Source organism: Lysinibacillus sp. NPDC093688 (assembly GCF_050280145.1).
Lineage (GTDB): Bacteria > Bacillota > Bacilli > Bacillales_A > Planococcaceae > Lysinibacillus > Lysinibacillus xylanilyticus_B.
This window is the reverse complement of record NZ_JBNNUX010000006.1, coordinates 175098-190634: the sequence shown is the minus strand read 5'-3', so window position 1 is coordinate 190634 and position 15537 is coordinate 175098. Positions and strand designations below refer to the sequence as shown.

General features: G+C 39.6%; 10 protein-coding genes. 9 read left to right on the top strand and 1 reads right to left on the bottom strand.

What is annotated here, in order from left to right; genetic code table 11:
- Positions 1–235: 235 nt before the first annotated feature.
- The 4 genes from pheS to ACQKN2_RS07800 all read left to right on the top strand — a co-directional run bounded on the left by pheS (position 236) and on the right by ACQKN2_RS07800 (position 8636).
- Positions 236–1273, top strand: coding sequence for a phenylalanine--tRNA ligase subunit alpha (pheS, locus tag ACQKN2_RS07815; RefSeq protein WP_323649002.1), 1038 nt, complete (start codon positions 236–238; stop codon positions 1271–1273).
- Between the two features lie 12 nt (positions 1274–1285).
- Complete coding sequence (gene pheT, locus ACQKN2_RS07810) at positions 1286–3703, top strand: phenylalanine--tRNA ligase subunit beta (RefSeq protein WP_427414464.1); 2418 nt, start codon at positions 1286–1288, stop codon at positions 3701–3703.
- Positions 3704–4357: 654 nt separating this feature from the next.
- Positions 4358–6325 (top strand): methyl-accepting chemotaxis protein, encoded by a 1968-nt coding sequence (locus ACQKN2_RS07805; protein WP_427414463.1) that lies wholly within the window; start codon positions 4358–4360, stop codon positions 6323–6325.
- Between the two features lie 343 nt (positions 6326–6668).
- Positions 6669–8636, top strand: coding sequence for a methyl-accepting chemotaxis protein (locus ACQKN2_RS07800; protein WP_427414462.1), 1968 nt, complete (start codon positions 6669–6671; stop codon positions 8634–8636).
- A gap of 199 nt (positions 8637–8835) precedes the next feature.
- On the opposite strand, the gene rnhC is transcribed toward ACQKN2_RS07800, so the two are convergent.
- The gene (gene rnhC / locus ACQKN2_RS07795) at positions 8836–9762 is read right to left on the bottom strand and encodes a ribonuclease HIII (RefSeq protein WP_427414461.1); all 927 of its coding nucleotides are present in this window, start codon (positions 9760–9762) and stop codon (positions 8836–8838) included.
- 133 nt (positions 9763–9895) lie between these two features.
- Between rnhC and zapA the strand changes: the two genes are divergently transcribed.
- From zapA to ACQKN2_RS07770, 5 genes are read left to right on the top strand one after another with little or no spacing between them, the layout of a single operon-like run.
- On the top strand, positions 9896–10156 hold the full coding sequence (gene zapA, locus ACQKN2_RS07790; protein ID WP_323648995.1) for a cell division protein ZapA: 261 nt from the start codon (positions 9896–9898) through the stop codon (positions 10154–10156).
- A 5-nt stretch (positions 10157–10161) separates the two neighbouring features.
- Positions 10162–10701 (top strand): CvpA family protein, encoded by a 540-nt coding sequence (locus ACQKN2_RS07785; RefSeq protein WP_427414460.1) that lies wholly within the window; start codon positions 10162–10164, stop codon positions 10699–10701.
- Positions 10702–10760: 59 nt separating this feature from the next.
- Positions 10761–12470 carry a DNA polymerase/3'-5' exonuclease PolX gene (polX, locus tag ACQKN2_RS07780; protein ID WP_427414459.1) on the top strand — a complete coding sequence of 570 codons (1710 nt, stop codon included), beginning with the start codon at positions 10761–10763 and terminating at the stop codon, positions 12468–12470.
- Between the two features lie 18 nt (positions 12471–12488).
- The gene (locus tag ACQKN2_RS07775; RefSeq protein WP_427414458.1) at positions 12489–14855 is read left to right on the top strand and encodes an endonuclease MutS2; all 2367 of its coding nucleotides are present in this window, start codon (positions 12489–12491) and stop codon (positions 14853–14855) included.
- 21 nt (positions 14856–14876) lie between these two features.
- Complete coding sequence (locus ACQKN2_RS07770; RefSeq protein WP_323648990.1) at positions 14877–15290, top strand: DUF350 domain-containing protein; 414 nt, start codon at positions 14877–14879, stop codon at positions 15288–15290.
- Positions 15291–15537: the final 247 nt, after the last annotated feature.

Sequence of the window (15537 nt, the reverse complement as noted above, 5' to 3'; positions counted from 1 at the left end):
CCTGCGAAAACGGCTAACTGACCTGCATCGGTAAAAACGCCACGTCCTGTGGCATTACCGAAATGACCGACATCGTGTCGGCCCTCGTGCAGGCCCGGGCACAATTCAAAATCCGGACGCATTGTTTATCTGTAGCGAAAGCAAAGCGACAGCTACAAATGTTTTCTGTGCGAAAGCGAAGCGACAGCAACAATTACACCAAGGCGAAATTGATTTTATCAAGGAGGGTTTATACATGGAAGAGCAATTAAAGCAATTAGAGCAAGAAGCACTTGCTAAAATTGAAGCGGCAGCAAATTTAAAGGAATTAAATGATGTGCGAGTAGCGTATCTAGGGAAAAAAGGACCTATCACTGATTTATTAAAGGGGATGGGGAAATTATCAGCTGAGGAACGCCCAAAAATGGGTGCCTTAGTCAATACGGTACGTGAAAATGTAACTGCTGTGTTAGAGGAAAAGGTAACTGTATTAGAAGAAGCGGCCATTGCTGAAAAATTAGCAAGTGAGTCGATTGATGTCACTTTACCTGGACGTGAAATTAAAATTGGGAATCGTCATCCATTAACTCGCGTTATTGAAGAAATTGAAGATTTATTTATCGGTATGGGCTATGAAATTGCAGAAGGTCCGGAAGCGGAGAAGGATTATTATAACTTCGAGGCACTGAACTTACCGAAGGGACACCCTGCTCGTGATATGCAAGATTCGTTCTATATTTCCGAGGAAATATTATTACGTACGCATACATCTCCTGTGCAAGCTCGCACTATGGAAGAGAAGAAAGGTGAATCGATTCGCATTATTTGCCCAGGGAAAGTATTCCGTCGTGACAACGATGATGCTACACACTCTCATCAATTCATGCAAATTGAAGGGCTAGTGATTGGTGAAAATATTCGCATGAGCGACCTTAAAGGGACGCTTGATACATTAGCGAAAAAAATGTTCGGTGCAGACCGCGAAATTCGACTTCGACCAAGCTTCTTCCCTTTCACAGAGCCATCTGTTGAAATGGATATTTCTTGCTTCAAATGCGGTGGTTCAGGCTGTAACGTATGTAAAGGTACAGGCTGGATTGAAATTTTAGGAGCGGGTATGGTGCATCCAAATGTACTTGAAATGGCTGGCTATGATCCGAAGAAAGTGTCAGGCTTTGCATTCGGTATTGGTGCTGAACGTATCGCAATGTTGAAATATGGTGTCGACGATATTCGTCATTTCTATACAAGTGACACACGTTTCTTGTCACAATTTGAGCGAACAGAGGCGTAAGGGGGATAAAAAATGTTAGTATCATTAGAATGGTTAAAAGATTATGTAAGTACACAGGATTTAACGTCTGAACAGTTAGCTGAAAAAATTACGCGCTCTGGAATTGAAGTAGATGCAGTAATTGACCGTGCTAACGGAATGGATAAAATTGTTGTCGGCTATGTCGTATCAAAAGAGAAACATCCTGAAGCGGATAAATTAAATATTTGCCAAGTGGATGTTGGTGAAGCTGAACCACAACAAATTATTTGTGGTGCTCCAAACGTTGATGCTGGTCAAAAAGTAATTGTCGCTCGTCCGGGCGCACATTTACCTGGTGGCATTAAAATAAAAAAAGCAAAACTTCGTGGCCATGAATCAAACGGTATGATTTGTTCATTACAAGAGGTAGGAATCGAAGGTAAACTTGTGCCTAAAGCATATTCTGAAGGTATTTATGTGCTTCCTGCCGACGCTGAGGTTGGTTCAGATGCCCTTGCTATTTTAGGTCTACGTGACACAGTATTAGAGCTTGGTCTAACACCAAACCGCTCAGATGCACTGTCAATGCTAGGCGTGGCGTATGAAGTAGGCGCAATTCTATCTGAAGAAGTGAAGTACCCAGAAATCGCCTACAACACATCTTCTGAAAAAGCTGAAGACATGTTAAAGCTCCGAGTAGAAGATTTACAAGCGAACCCGATGTATGTAGCAAAAGTTGTGAAAAATGTAAAAATCGCAGAATCACCGATGTGGCTACAAAATCGCTTAATGGCAGCAGGCGTACGCCCACACAATAATGTTGTCGATGTAACGAACTACATTTTAATGGAATACGGTCAACCGCTTCATGCCTTTGACTACGATAGCCTAGCAACAGGTGAAATCGTAGTGCGTAAAGCAACAGAGGGCGAAAAAATTACAACTTTAGATGAGCAAGAGCGTACATTAAAAGCAACAGATTTAGTCATTACAAATGGCAAGGAGCCAGTAGCTATCGCAGGTGTAATGGGCGGTGCAAACTCTGAAGTAAATGATTCTACAACAACGGTTGTAATCGAATCTGCTTACTTCGACGGCTTATCTGTACGCCAAACATCGCGTCATCTTGGACTTCGTTCAGATGCTTCTGCTCGCTTTGAAAAGGGTGTAGACCCTAACCGTGTACTACCTGCTGCAGAGCGTGCTGCGGCACTACTAGCTGAATTAGCTGGTGGTGAAGTGTTAGAAGGAACGTGCATCGTGGATGAACTAGATAAATCACCAGCACGTGTTGTCGTTTCTCCAGATTTCATTAATGAACGTTTAGGTATGAAAATTTCATTAGAAGATATGCTTTCTATTTTAGAGCGTCTTAAATTTGGCGTAGAAGCAGCCAATGGTTTACTAATCGTTGATGCACCAACACGTCGTCAAGATATTAAAATTGAAGAAGATATAGTAGAGGAAATTGCTCGTCTATATGGCTATGATGAAATTCCAGTGACTTTACCAGAGGGAGCAAACCAAGTAGGCCGTCTAACACCATATCAAGCAAATCGTCGTGTAGTTCGTAATTACATGGAAGGTGCAGGTCTTTACCAAGCTGTAACATACTCATTAACTTCAGAAGCATTGTCACAACGCTTTGCATTGAAAGCTGAGCCAGTAACACGTTTACTAATGCCGATGAGTGAGGACCGTTCAACACTACGTCAAAGTCTTATCCCGCATTTAATTGAAGCGGCTGCTTATAATGTTGCTCGTAAGGCTGACAATGTGGCATTGTATGAAATTGGTTCAGTATTCCTTGGTCAAACAGAAGAGGGGCTACCATATGAGGAAGAGCATGTGGCGGCAGTAGTAACAGGAAAATGGCTTGACCATGCTTGGCAAGGTGAGAAAAAAGCAGTAGATTTCTTCGTCTTAAAAGGTATTGTAGAAGGTGTTATCGGTAAGCTTGGTTTAGAAGACCGTATTTCATTTGTGAAAGCTGAAGTAGATGGATTACATCCAGGACGTACTGCTTGCATTCTTTTTGATGGTGAACAAGTCGGCTTTATCGGTGGATTACATCCAGCAGAACAAAAAGCATGGGGTGTAAAAGACACATATGTAATGGAAATGAATCTCGTAACATTATTAAATGCTAATGCAAAAGAAGCACCTCTTGCCTATACACCAGTGCCTCGTTTCCCAGCGATGTCTCGTGATATTGCGCTTATCATGGACCGTGTGACAACAGCTGGAGAGGTTATTACTGCGATTCGTTCAGCAGGTGTAAAATTACTGAAAGACATTCGTGTATTCGATGTATATGAAGGTGAAAAAATGGAGGCTGGTAAAAAATCAGTGGCATTCTCCTTAACATACTTCGATCCAGAACGTACATTAACAGATGAAGAGGTTGTTGCAGCACATAATAAAGTGTTAAAAGCTATTGCAACAATTGAAGGCACAGAAGTACGCTAAATTAATAATTTTTTTGTGAGCTGTCTCGTAATGAGGCAGCTTTTTGTTTTGTTTAACCTCTTTCAGCGGTTGTCCAAACCCCCGCTGAAATAGAGGAACTCAGTCTAAGAACGCCACGTCCTGTGGCAATTTAACTGTGCGAAAGCGAAGCGACAGCAACACGGTTTTAACTGTGCGAAAGCGAAGCGACAGCAACAACACACGACTGAGTGACCAACGTCGTGTTGCTGACGCTACGTTAGCACTGCGCTTTCGCACAGAAAACATTTGTTGGCCCAAAGCCTCCGGCGGATGTCACGGAATCGGGAAGGAGTTCTAGAGGATGTTAGCCTAAAAACATCGCATCCATGCAATAACGGCTAACTGACCTGCATCGGTAAAAACGCCACGTCCTGTGGCATTACCGAAATGACCGACATCGTGTCGGCCCTCACGCAGGCCTAAACACAAACCCGATTCCGGACGCAATTATGCCGAGGCATAATTGATCATCATACAACTGCTACAAGTAGATTTTTGCAGGAAGTGTTAGAGAAATAAATCACGTGAGAGAAGGTTATCAATATTTAGAAATAACAAAAAATAAATTTTTGATCTTTATTATGTGTATAGTAAGTTTTGGATAGAAAATTTTACTATGGGGTGATAGTTATTATGAAAAATCATCGAAAAAGAAGAGGCCTTTCCGTGCGAGCCCGATTAATATGGGCGTTTACTTTGACACTTTTAATCCCCAGCATTGCTATTGGTTCGTTTTCATATTTGAAGTCTTCTGATCAATATTATAAGGAATTAAGTAAAAGCTCACGCGAAAATGTAGATTTATTAAATACACTAATCTCAAATGATATATCACCTATTCAAAGTGATGTGGAATATTTAGCTGCTTCTTTTAATAAGAATGTGCAAGATGCAGATGCTTTAAAGGAATTAGAAAAATATAATGCTTTACATAGCAACGTCTCTGTTGTCAATTTGGCAATTGAGGGGCACAAATTTATGCGTGAACCACACGCTGAATCTTCAACTGATTATGATCCATTTACGCGACCATGGTACTTAACGGCTATTGAATCACCTGGCAAAAACGTTATGATTGATCCATATAAATCAACGATTACAGGTGAATTAATATTAGCAGTATCAGCTGGTTTACAGGATCGTTCAGGGGTTATTTCTATTGGTCTAAATTTAGACGGAATTTCCGAGCTAGTGAAATCAGTGGAAATTGGTGATAATGGCTATGCTACATTAGTAAATGCCAATAATCTTATTATCGCTGATCCACATCTAGAGGTAGGATCGGAGCTCAAAAAGTCATATATAGAAAAGATGCAAGGAAAAGAAGATGGTAGTTTTACAATTAAGGAAGATGGAAAAGAGTATCAAGTGTTTTTTACTACCAATAAATTAACAGGTTGGAAAATTGTTGGTACTATGGATTTAGCAGATGTAGCAACTGTCACAAAACCAATTTTAACAAACACTATGACAGTCATTGTTATTGCTCTTATCATATTTGGAATCATTGGTGCCTTCATTATAAGATCAATCATTCAGCCATTACAAAAGTTGTCAACAGTAGCTGAGCAGGTAGGAGACGGTGATTTACGCAATTTAATTGAAATTAAAAGAGAAGATGAGATAGGTAAATTGGCGGATATATTCAATAAAATGATTCTATCTTTGCGTGGTGTAGTCGGTAACATTGGTGAGGAATCAAACCAGTTAGCTGCATCATCGGAGGAACTTACAGCAAGTACATCAGAAAATAAACGAGCTACATCGCAAATTGTTGATTCCATTCAAACATTTGCTGAAACGGTTGATGTGCAAGCAGAAACAATTAATGATAGCACTAACGCTGTACTTGAAATGTCTTCATCGATTCAACAAATTGCAGTAAAGGCCGATACCGTTAATGAGATGTCGAATAAAGCAATGGAGGCTGTTATGATAGGAGACAAAACTATTCAAACAGCAATTGGCCAAATGAAAATGATTCAAAGTACTGTTCAGGAACTAGAAAGTACGGTACAAACATTAAGCGATCGTTCAAATGAAATCGGACGTATTGTAGAGGTAATTACGCAAATTGCTGATCAAACAAATCTTTTAGCTTTAAATGCGGCAATTGAAGCTGCTCGTGCTGGTGAGCATGGAAAAGGTTTTGCAGTTGTTGCTGATGAGGTACGAAAGCTTGCAGAGCAATCTGCACAATCAACAATGCAAATAAAAGATATCATTGGTTATATTCAAGCCGATACAAAACTAGCGGTTGAATCAATGATTGCTGGTTCAGCTGAAGTCGTAAAGGGAATTGATGTAACAAATATGGCAGGAAAGTCATTCAAAGAAATTAATAATAATGTACAAAGCGTAACCTATGAAATAGGACAAATTTCAGACACAGCAAAAGTTATTTCTGAACACTCCAATCAAGTGGCAATCGGAATTGAAAGTGTGCTTCAGCAAACAAATGAAAATACAGCAAATGCACAAAATATTTCCGCCGCAACAGAGGAACAGCTTGCTTCTATGGAAGAAATCGCTGCATCGGCCGAAGCCCTTGCTAAAATGTCTGAAAATCTACAACAAACAATTAAACAGTTTAAATATTAAGGCTAAACAAAAATCAGATCATAATAATTTTCTTGTCTATAATACCAAGTTTATTTCATCTTTTTAGCTTTCTCAGTATTTGCAAAATGCCATTTCGTAATGGAACGTAAAAATACGCTAATTTAATAATTATTCTGTGAGCTGTCTCGTAATGAGGCGGCTTTTTTAGTTGGACGACCGTCTGGCGAACGTATTAACATTTTATGAGTAAGCAGCCACTGTATACTTTTTGGATATTCACTTTTTTAATAATATTTTGAAATAACAAAAAATAAATCTTGAGTATTTATTATGTGTATAGTAGAAATTGGATAGAAAAAAATAGTAAGAGGAGATAATGATTTTGAAAGAGTATCGAAAACGAAAAAGCTTATCTGTGCGTGCTCGGTTAATCTGGGCGTTTACAATGACACTCTTAATTCCAAGTATTGCAATTGGTACATTTTCATACATGAAATCAGATAATTTATATTATAACGAATTAAGTGATAAATCACGTGAGAATATCGATTTAATAAATACTTTAGTGACAAAAGAAATTTCCCCAATCATAAGTGATGCAGAATATTTGGCAGCTTATTTTAATAAGAATTGGCAAGATGCAGATGCATTAAAGGAATTAGATAAATACAATGCTTTACATAATAGTGTTTCGGTAGTCGCTTTAACACTAGAGGGCCATGGTTTTTTACGTAATCCATATCATGAAATGCCGTCTGATTATAATCCGTTTTTGCGCCCTTGGTATTTAAAGGCTATAGAGTCGCCAGGTAAAGGGGGCGTGATGGACCCATATAAATCAAATATCTCAGGCGATTTAACTTTAACTGTAGAGGCAGGATTGCGTGACAAATCAGGGGTTGTTTCCATAGATTTGAATCTTGCCGAAATTGCGGAGCTCGTAGATGCTGTAGAGATTGGGAAAAGTGGCTATGCCTCATTAGTGAATGCCAATAATCTTACGATAGCAGATCCGAATGTTGAAGTAGGAACCAAGTTGAAAGATTCGTATATAGAAAAGATGCAAGGTGAAGAAGAAGGTAGCTTTACAATTAAGGAAGATGGCAAGGAGCATCAAGTATTTTTCACTACTAATAAACTAACAGGGTGGAAAATTATCGGCATTATGGATGTAACGGATGTCATAGCTGTCACAGCTCCAATTTTAAAATCGACAATAGCAGTCATTGTTATTGCTTTAATTATATGTGGGATAATTGGTGGCATGATCATTGCCTCAATCACTCGTCCACTAAAAGAGCTATCTACAGTTGCTGAACAAGTAGGAGAAGGCGATTTACGTAACTTTATCGACATAAGAAGAAATGATGAAATTGGGAAACTAGCTATTATTTTTAATAAAATGATTTCCTCGTTACGTGATGTAGTTGGTAATATTGGCGAGAAATCCAATTTATTGGCCAACGCCTCAGAGCAGCTAACTGCAAGCACTGCAGAAAATAAGCGAGCAACATCGCAAATTGTTGATTCCGTTCAAACATTTGCTGAGACGGTTGACATGCAGGCAGAAACTATTCATGAAAGTAATAATGCTGTATTTGAAATGTCATCATCCATTCAGCATATTTCAGCAAAAGCAGGTGCTGTAAGTGAAATGTCCAATAAAGCTATGGGTGCTGTTATGATCGGTGATGAGACTATTCAAACTGCTGTTCAACAAATGACCATGATTCAAAATACTGTACAGGCCCTAGAAAAGACAGTGCAAACATTAGACAAGCGTTCTCACGAAATTGAGCACATTGTGGAGGCCATAACCCAAATTGCTGATCAAACAAACCTATTAGCTTTAAACGCAGCAATTGAAGCTGCCCGTGCAGGTGAGCAAGGAAAAGGCTTTGCAGTCGTAGCTGAAGAGGTACGAAAGCTAGCTGAACAATCCGCACAATCTACGCTGCAAATTAAGGATATTATTTCACAGATTCAAGAAGATACAACTTTAGCAGTTGAATCAATGGCTGCTGGTTCGGTTGAGGTCGTGAAGGGGATTGATATAACAAATATGGCAGGAAAGTCATTTGAAGAGATTCGTACGAATGTACAAAGTGTTACCTCTGAAATAGGACAAATTTCAGAAACATCAAAAGTTATTTCCCAACATGCCAATCAAGTGGCGAGGGGGATCGAAAGTGTGCTTGAACAAACGAATGAAAATACAGCAAGTGCACAAAATATTTCCGCTTCAACAGAGGAACAACTTGCTTCTATGGAAGAAATCTCAGCATCAGCCGCTGCCCTTGCTAAAATGTCTGAAAATCTTCAACAAACGATTCAACAATTCAAATATTAAGATGGAACTAATCTTCTAAATGATAAGTTTTTTCTCTATAAGACTAAGTTTATCCCGCATGATCGGGCAGTAATACTCCCACCTCAAAAGTCGGTAAAAGCAAAGAAGTTAAGTGGGAGATAAACTGCTCATAAAAGCCCGATTCGTTCAACTAATAATCAGTGGGGATGGAGAAAACCCCCACTGATTAAATTTCACTTTATTTCATCTTTCTAGCTTTCTCAGTATTCGCAAAATGCCATTTCGTAATGCAACGTAAATATTCCTCACCTTGTTTTCGCCAAATGCGGGCTGCTAAGGCATCTACTTTCGCTGAAGCCCCCTTCAACAACTCTATCCCAGCAATCTCACTTAGTCGGTCCATTTCTTTTAAAAATGCCGCACGAGCCAATATCGATGCAGTTGCTACTGAAACATGTAATTGCTCGGCCTTCGTAGAAAATAGCACATCATCACGAACAATATCTCGTTCATTTTTTAAATAATTGTAATAGACACCACGTTCTGCAAACTGATCTATCAAGATCTGTTCAGGTTTTTCGGGAGCCATTTTTAACAGTGTATTTTTAAGTGCCTTATTGTGCATCATAGCTTTCATCTTACCTTGTGAGTAGCCTCGTGCCTGTAATTCATTATATTTTTCATTGCGTAGTACAAGCACACTATGGACGCAAGCTGCACGTAAGTCGGGCGCTATTTTACGCATGTAATCATCTGTTAGCATTTTGGAGTCTTTGACACCAAGTTCGTTAATAAGCGCAATTTTTGATGAAGGGACATATACGGCTGCAACTGTAATTGGACCGAAATAATCACCAGTACCCGTTTCATCTGAGCCTAGAACTGACATCGTAGCAAAACCTTCTGGCAGAGCGTCACCCTTTGCTCCAATCGATGATGTTTTCTGTGTGCTTGTTATTTCTATGTCTCCCCAACGTGCAGCTTCTCGCTCAGCTCCTCCCCCTTGGAACATTAATTTTCCTGATTTGTACATCGTAATTGCTGTATCTGGGAGCTTTGCAGCAAAAATTACACCTGGTGCTTTACGTTCTACAAAATGATTTGCGTAGTAAGACATCACCTCTTTTTGTATATTTGTTGATATTGAAAGTACAATATTTGACATTTACTCGTTCCTTTCTGTCCTCGTTGTTCACAATTTTATACCTTTCATGGTATGATAATAAATAGCTTTTTTGTGTAAGTTGCTCACAATCGGAAAAATCGTGAGCGCAATAATTAAAAAGGGGGGTGCGACTATGGAAAATCAAGAAAAGAATAAAATTTCTGTGGAAATATATGGTCATACTTATAAAATGGTCGGCTCTGAATCCATTGGACATATGCGACTTGTCGCTTCTATTGTTGATGACCGTATGCGCGAAATGAATGTACATAATGCCTCTCTTGATAGCACAAAGCTTGCCGTTCTTACAGCAGTAAATTCCGTTCACGATTATTTACTATTAAAAGAACGAATGGAGCAACTAGAAGAAGAATTGAAAAAATTAAAGGGTTGAAGTGAATGTTAGATCTAATCATATTAGCGGTACTATTAGCCGGGCTCGCCGTTGGAGCAAAACGTGGTTTCATTGTACAGATGATGCATATCGTTAGCTTTATAGTTGCCCTAATTGTTGCGTATATCTATTATAAACCATTAGCACAAAAAATTGTGTTTTGGATCCCGTATCCAGGTGTAACGGATTCAGGTAGTCTTGGAGTAGTCATTGATAGCCTGGATATAGACCGTACTTTTTACCGTGTCTTTGCCTTTGCTGTAATATTCTTTGCGGTGAAAATTACATTGCAAATTGTGGCATCGATTTTTGATTTTATAGCGTATTTACCTGTGTTAGGTACAGTGAATCGTTGGCTTGGGGCATTGTTAGGCATGATTGAAAACTATTTACTTATGTTTATTTTGCTATACATTCTTGCCTTACTGCCAGTTGATTTTATCCAAAGTTTATTGTCGAAATCGTTGTTAAGTGGTCTCATTTTGGAGCATACCCCAATTATTACGAGTATGTTCCAAAACTGGTGGTATATTTATATGCAATAGCAAACTGTGCACTTCTCTCGGTTTTGAGGGAAGTGTTTTTACGATAGGAGGAATTCCCAATGAACAAAAAAACAATTATTCGCACATTTGAAAAGATTGCATTGTATATGGAATTACAAGGGGAAAATCCATTTAAAGTGTCTGCCTTTCGAAAAGCTGCTGCTGCACTTGAGGGGGACGAGCGCTCATTGAGTGAGATGGAGGATGTAACAAAGCTAAAAGGTATAGGTAAAGGTACAGCTGCTGTTATTGAGGATTTAATGACAAATGGTGAATCCAGCGTATTAAAAGAATTAGAAGACATTGTACCAAAAGGGTTACTCCCATTATTAAAACTTCCGGGATTAGGCGGTAAAAAAATCGCTAAGCTTCATCAAGAGTTAGGAATCGATTCTGCGGAAAGTTTAAAGGATGCTTGTGAAGCAGGTAAAGTTCGTGAGCTAGCAGGCTTTGCGGCAAAAACTGAAGAGAAAATTTTAAAAGAACTTGCAAATTTATCAAATCGATCAGAACGTTTACCGATTTGGCAGCTTGAGCCTGTTGTTTTACAAATTGAAGCGCTTCTAGGTAGTATGGAAGAAGTTGAGCGTTTTTCTGTTGCGGGAAGCTTCCGCCGTGCAGCAGAAACAAGTAAGGATATTGATTTTATTGTTGTAACAGAAGCAGTTGAGGCTGTACGTGAAAAGTTACTGAATGAGCTTTCAGTACAAGAAGTAGTAGCTGCTGGTGATACAAAGATTTCAGTTATTTTAGATTTAGAAGAGCATGTAAGTGTAGATTTTCGATTAGTGAGGGATGCTGAATATGCAACAGCCTTACATCATTTCACAGGCTCGAAAGATCACAATGTCCGCATGCGCCAGATTGCAAAAGCCCGTGGTGAAAAGATTAGTGAATACGGTGTGGAACAAGCTGATGGCACAGTTTTAACGTTTAAGGATGAAGAGGAATTTTTTGCACATTTTGATTTACCATTTATCCCGCCTAGCTTACGTACAGGAACAACGGAATTTGACAAAACGGATGACATAAAAAATCTTGTGAAATTAGAAGATATTAAAGCAGATTTGCATATGCATACGACGTGGTCTGATGGTGCATACTCTGTAGCTGAAATGGGCGAGGCATTAATAGCGTGTGGCTATCAATATAGCGTTATTACTGACCATTCGCAATTTTTAAAAGTAGCAAATGGTTTAACGCCAGAGCGCTTAACAAAGCAACGTGCAGAAATTGAGGCATTTAATGAGGCGCATCCAGATTTCTATTTATATGCGGGGACAGAAATGGACATTTTGCCAGATGGTTCACTTGATTTTGAAGATGATGTGCTGAAAGAGTTAGATTTTGTCATTGCCTCTATTCACTCTAGCTTCACACAATCGCAGGACAAAATTATGGCGCGTTTACTTACGGCGATGCAAAATCCGTATGTTCATATGATTGCACATCCAACTGGCCGCATTATTGAGGATCGTACTGGCTATAATCCTGATATGGGACAATTAATTGCTTGGGCGAAGGAATATGGTAAAATTTTAGAGTTAAATGCGAATCCATATCGTCTTGATTTATGTGTTGAGCATTTAGAAATGGCTTTAACAGCTGGCGTGCCCGTAGCAATCAATACGGATGCCCATGATATTGCTCATTTACGCTTTATGGATATTGGAGTGCGCTACGCAAACAGAGCATGGTTGAAAAAGGATATGATTGTGAATACATGGACGCGGGAACAATTTGAAGCGTTTATTCGACGAAATAAATAGGTTGAGGAGGTGTTCTCAGTGATTGCAGAACGCGCATTGAAAACACTAGAATATGATAAAGTACGACTGCAAGTGGCTACATACTGTACTTCTTCAATCGGTAAATCTGCCGTTGTTGAGCTTGTACCACAGACAGACTATGAAAAGGTTGTACAATTATTAGAAGAAATGGATGAAGGACTATCCATTTTACGTGTTAAAGGCAATGTACCAATGGGTGGGATTTTTGATGTGCGACCAACTGCAAGGCGTGCACAGATCGGTGGCATGCTTTCAGCGATGGAATTAATGGAAGTCTCAAGTACGATTCGAGCTAGTAGAATTCTTCGCAATTTTATTGATGATATAGAATCCGAAGAAGCGATTGAAATTCCCCATTTCATCGCCAAAAAGGAAGCAATGCCTGTTTTGACAGGCTTGCAGCATGAAATTAATAACTGTATTGATGACAACGGCTCAGTACTGGACTCTGCAAGCCAAACTTTGCGATCCATTCGCCAATCTTTGCGCGCTGAGGAGGCTAAAGTACGTTCTAAGTTGGAAAGCCTTACACGTGGGAGCAATGCTTCAAAAATGCTCTCAGATACACTTGTAACGATTCGTAATGATCGCTTCGTTATCCCTGTTAAGCAAGAGTACCGTCATCATTACGGTGGAATTGTGCATGATCAATCATCTTCTGGTCAAACATTATTTATCGAGCCAGATTCGGTTGTACAAGCGAATAATGAAATTCATCGATTAAAAATGAAAGAGCAAGCTGAAGTTGAACGCATCTTACTTGCCTTAAGTGCGATGGTGGAGGAAGTAGCTCCAGATTTATTTAACTTAGTAAAAGTACTAGGTGAGATTGACGTCATTTTAGCTAAAGGCAAGTACGGTCAAGCGAACAAATGTACAATGCCTAAAATAAATAACGATGGCTATATTCGACTTGTGCGTGCACGTCATCCACTTTTACCAATTGAAACTGCCGTTGCTAACGATATTGAATTTGGGAAAGATATTACGGCAATTGTGATTACAGGACCTAACACTGGTGGTAAAACCGTCACTTTAAAAACAGTTGGATTGTGTACATTAATGGCACAGGCTGGGTTACCAGTGCCTGCACTTGATGGTTCAGAGCTTGCCGTTTTCAAGCAGCTTTTTGCAGATATTGGAGATGAACAGTCAATTGAGCAATCACTGTCAACATTCTCTTCTCATATGGTCAACATAGTAGATATCTTACAAAAGTTTGATGACGAATCACTCGTACTATTTGATGAATTAGGTGCCGGTACAGATCCTCAGGAGGGGGCAGCTCTGGCCATCTCCATTTTAGATGAAGTACATGGTCGTGATGCCCGCGTGATGGCAACGACGCACTATCCTGAGCTAAAAGCATACGGTTATAATCGTCCAGGAGTTGCTAATGCAAGTGTGGAGTTTGATATTGAGACATTGAGTCCAACATATCGTCTACTAATCGGAGTACCAGGTCGCTCCAATGCATTTGAAATTTCAAGTCGCCTTGGCTTACCAGAGTCGATTATTGACCGTGCGAAAAACTTTACAGGTACAGATCGCCATGAGGTGGAGTCAATGATTGCTTCACTTGAAGAGTCGCGTCGCCAATCCGAAGATGATGCAGAACGCTCTCATGAATTAATGATAGAGTCTGAAGCCCTACGCGAAGAGCTACAAGGAAAACTACAAGCTTACGAGGACCGTAAAGAGGCACTCGATAAAAAAGCGAAAGAAAAAGCGCGTAAAATTGTTGATGAAGCAAAAAGAGAAGCAGAATCAATTATTGCGGAGCTTCGAGAAATGCGCAAAAATGCAGATCAAGTTGTCAAGGAGCATGAGCTCATCGAAGCTCGTAAACGACTGGAAGAAGCTACACCTCTTGAAAATAACAAAGTGCTGAAAAAAGCGGCACAAGTGAAGGCCCGTGCACAAAACTTAGTTGTCGGAGACGAGGTAAAGGTGTTAAGCTATGGACAACGGGGAACATTGCTCGAAAAAGTATCGAATTCCGAATGGGTTGTCCAAATGGGTATTTTGAAAATGAAAATCTTGGATAGTGATTTAGAGTACATTAAACCAGAAAAAGAACCTGTGCAGCGTATTGCTGGTGTAAAAAATCGCAGTAGCCATGTAAAATTAGAATTAGATTTACGGGGCGAACGATATGAAGATGCCATTATACGTACAGAAAAATATATTGATGATGCCTTGCTTGCTAACTATGGGCGTGTATCAATTATTCATGGTGTTGGTACAGGTGCATTACGTCAAGGAATTCAAAACTATTTGAAAAAACATAAGCGTGTAAAATCCTTCCGTTTTGGTGAAGCCGGCGAGGGGGGCTTAGGCGTCACAGTTGTGGAATTGAAATAAGCTGTAAAGGGGACGGAGAAAATGCTGAATTCTAGCTTTTGGCGGTATCCAATTATCGAAACGGCAGGATATTTTAGTGTTGTTGTGTTATGTTTAGTCGTCTCGATGGCATTGTTCGAAGTCGTTACGAAATATAAAAATTGGGAAGAAATTAAAAATGGTAATATCGCTGTGTCACTCGCAACAGGTGGGAAAATACTAGGGATCTGTAATATTTTTCGCTTTTCCATTGCGCGCCATAGTACTTTAAGTGAAATGATTGCCTGGGGTCTTTTTGGTTTCACATTACTGATAGTGGCGTATTTCTTATTTGAATTTATGACACCACGTTTTAATGTCGACCAAGAAATCGCAAATGATAATCGCTCAGTCGGCTTCATTTCCTTTACCATTTCAGTCGGTCTATCGTTTGTTATTGGGGCAAGTATTGCATAGGAGTGTAATGACATGGAAAAATTAGCAAAAGTACTAATCATTGTCTGCATCGCATTTTTGGCAGTCGGTGTCTATTATATGATGACCGTTTAAGCAAAAAAACGCATCCTTTTATGAGGATGCGTTTTTTTTATATTGATAGGGTGAGGAGAAGAACTGTTGCTCGGGTGTCTAGCGACGGAAAGAGAGCCGGGGCGACGGAAAGGGAAGCCAGAGCGACGGATAGAACAGCCAGCCGTGGATAGAG

What these genes read in the sequence shown, in the direction of transcription:
- pheS (WP_323649002.1), top strand. Translation starts at nt 236, where the DNA reads ATGGAAGAGCAATTAAAGCAATTAGAGCAAGAAGCACTTGCTAAAATT.
- pheT (WP_427414464.1), top strand. Translation starts at nt 1,286, where the DNA reads ATGTTAGTATCATTAGAATGGTTAAAAGATTATGTAAGTACACAGGAT.
- ACQKN2_RS07805 (WP_427414463.1), top strand. Translation starts at nt 4,358, where the DNA reads ATGAAAAATCATCGAAAAAGAAGAGGCCTTTCCGTGCGAGCCCGATTA.
- rnhC (WP_427414461.1), bottom strand. Translation starts at nt 9,762, where the DNA reads ATGTCAAATATTGTACTTTCAATATCAACAAATATACAAAAAGAGGTG.
- zapA (WP_323648995.1), top strand. Translation starts at nt 9,896, where the DNA reads ATGGAAAATCAAGAAAAGAATAAAATTTCTGTGGAAATATATGGTCAT.
- ACQKN2_RS07785 (WP_427414460.1), top strand. Translation starts at nt 10,162, where the DNA reads ATGTTAGATCTAATCATATTAGCGGTACTATTAGCCGGGCTCGCCGTT.
- polX (WP_427414459.1), top strand. Translation starts at nt 10,761, where the DNA reads ATGAACAAAAAAACAATTATTCGCACATTTGAAAAGATTGCATTGTAT.
- ACQKN2_RS07770 (WP_323648990.1), top strand. Translation starts at nt 14,877, where the DNA reads ATGCTGAATTCTAGCTTTTGGCGGTATCCAATTATCGAAACGGCAGGA.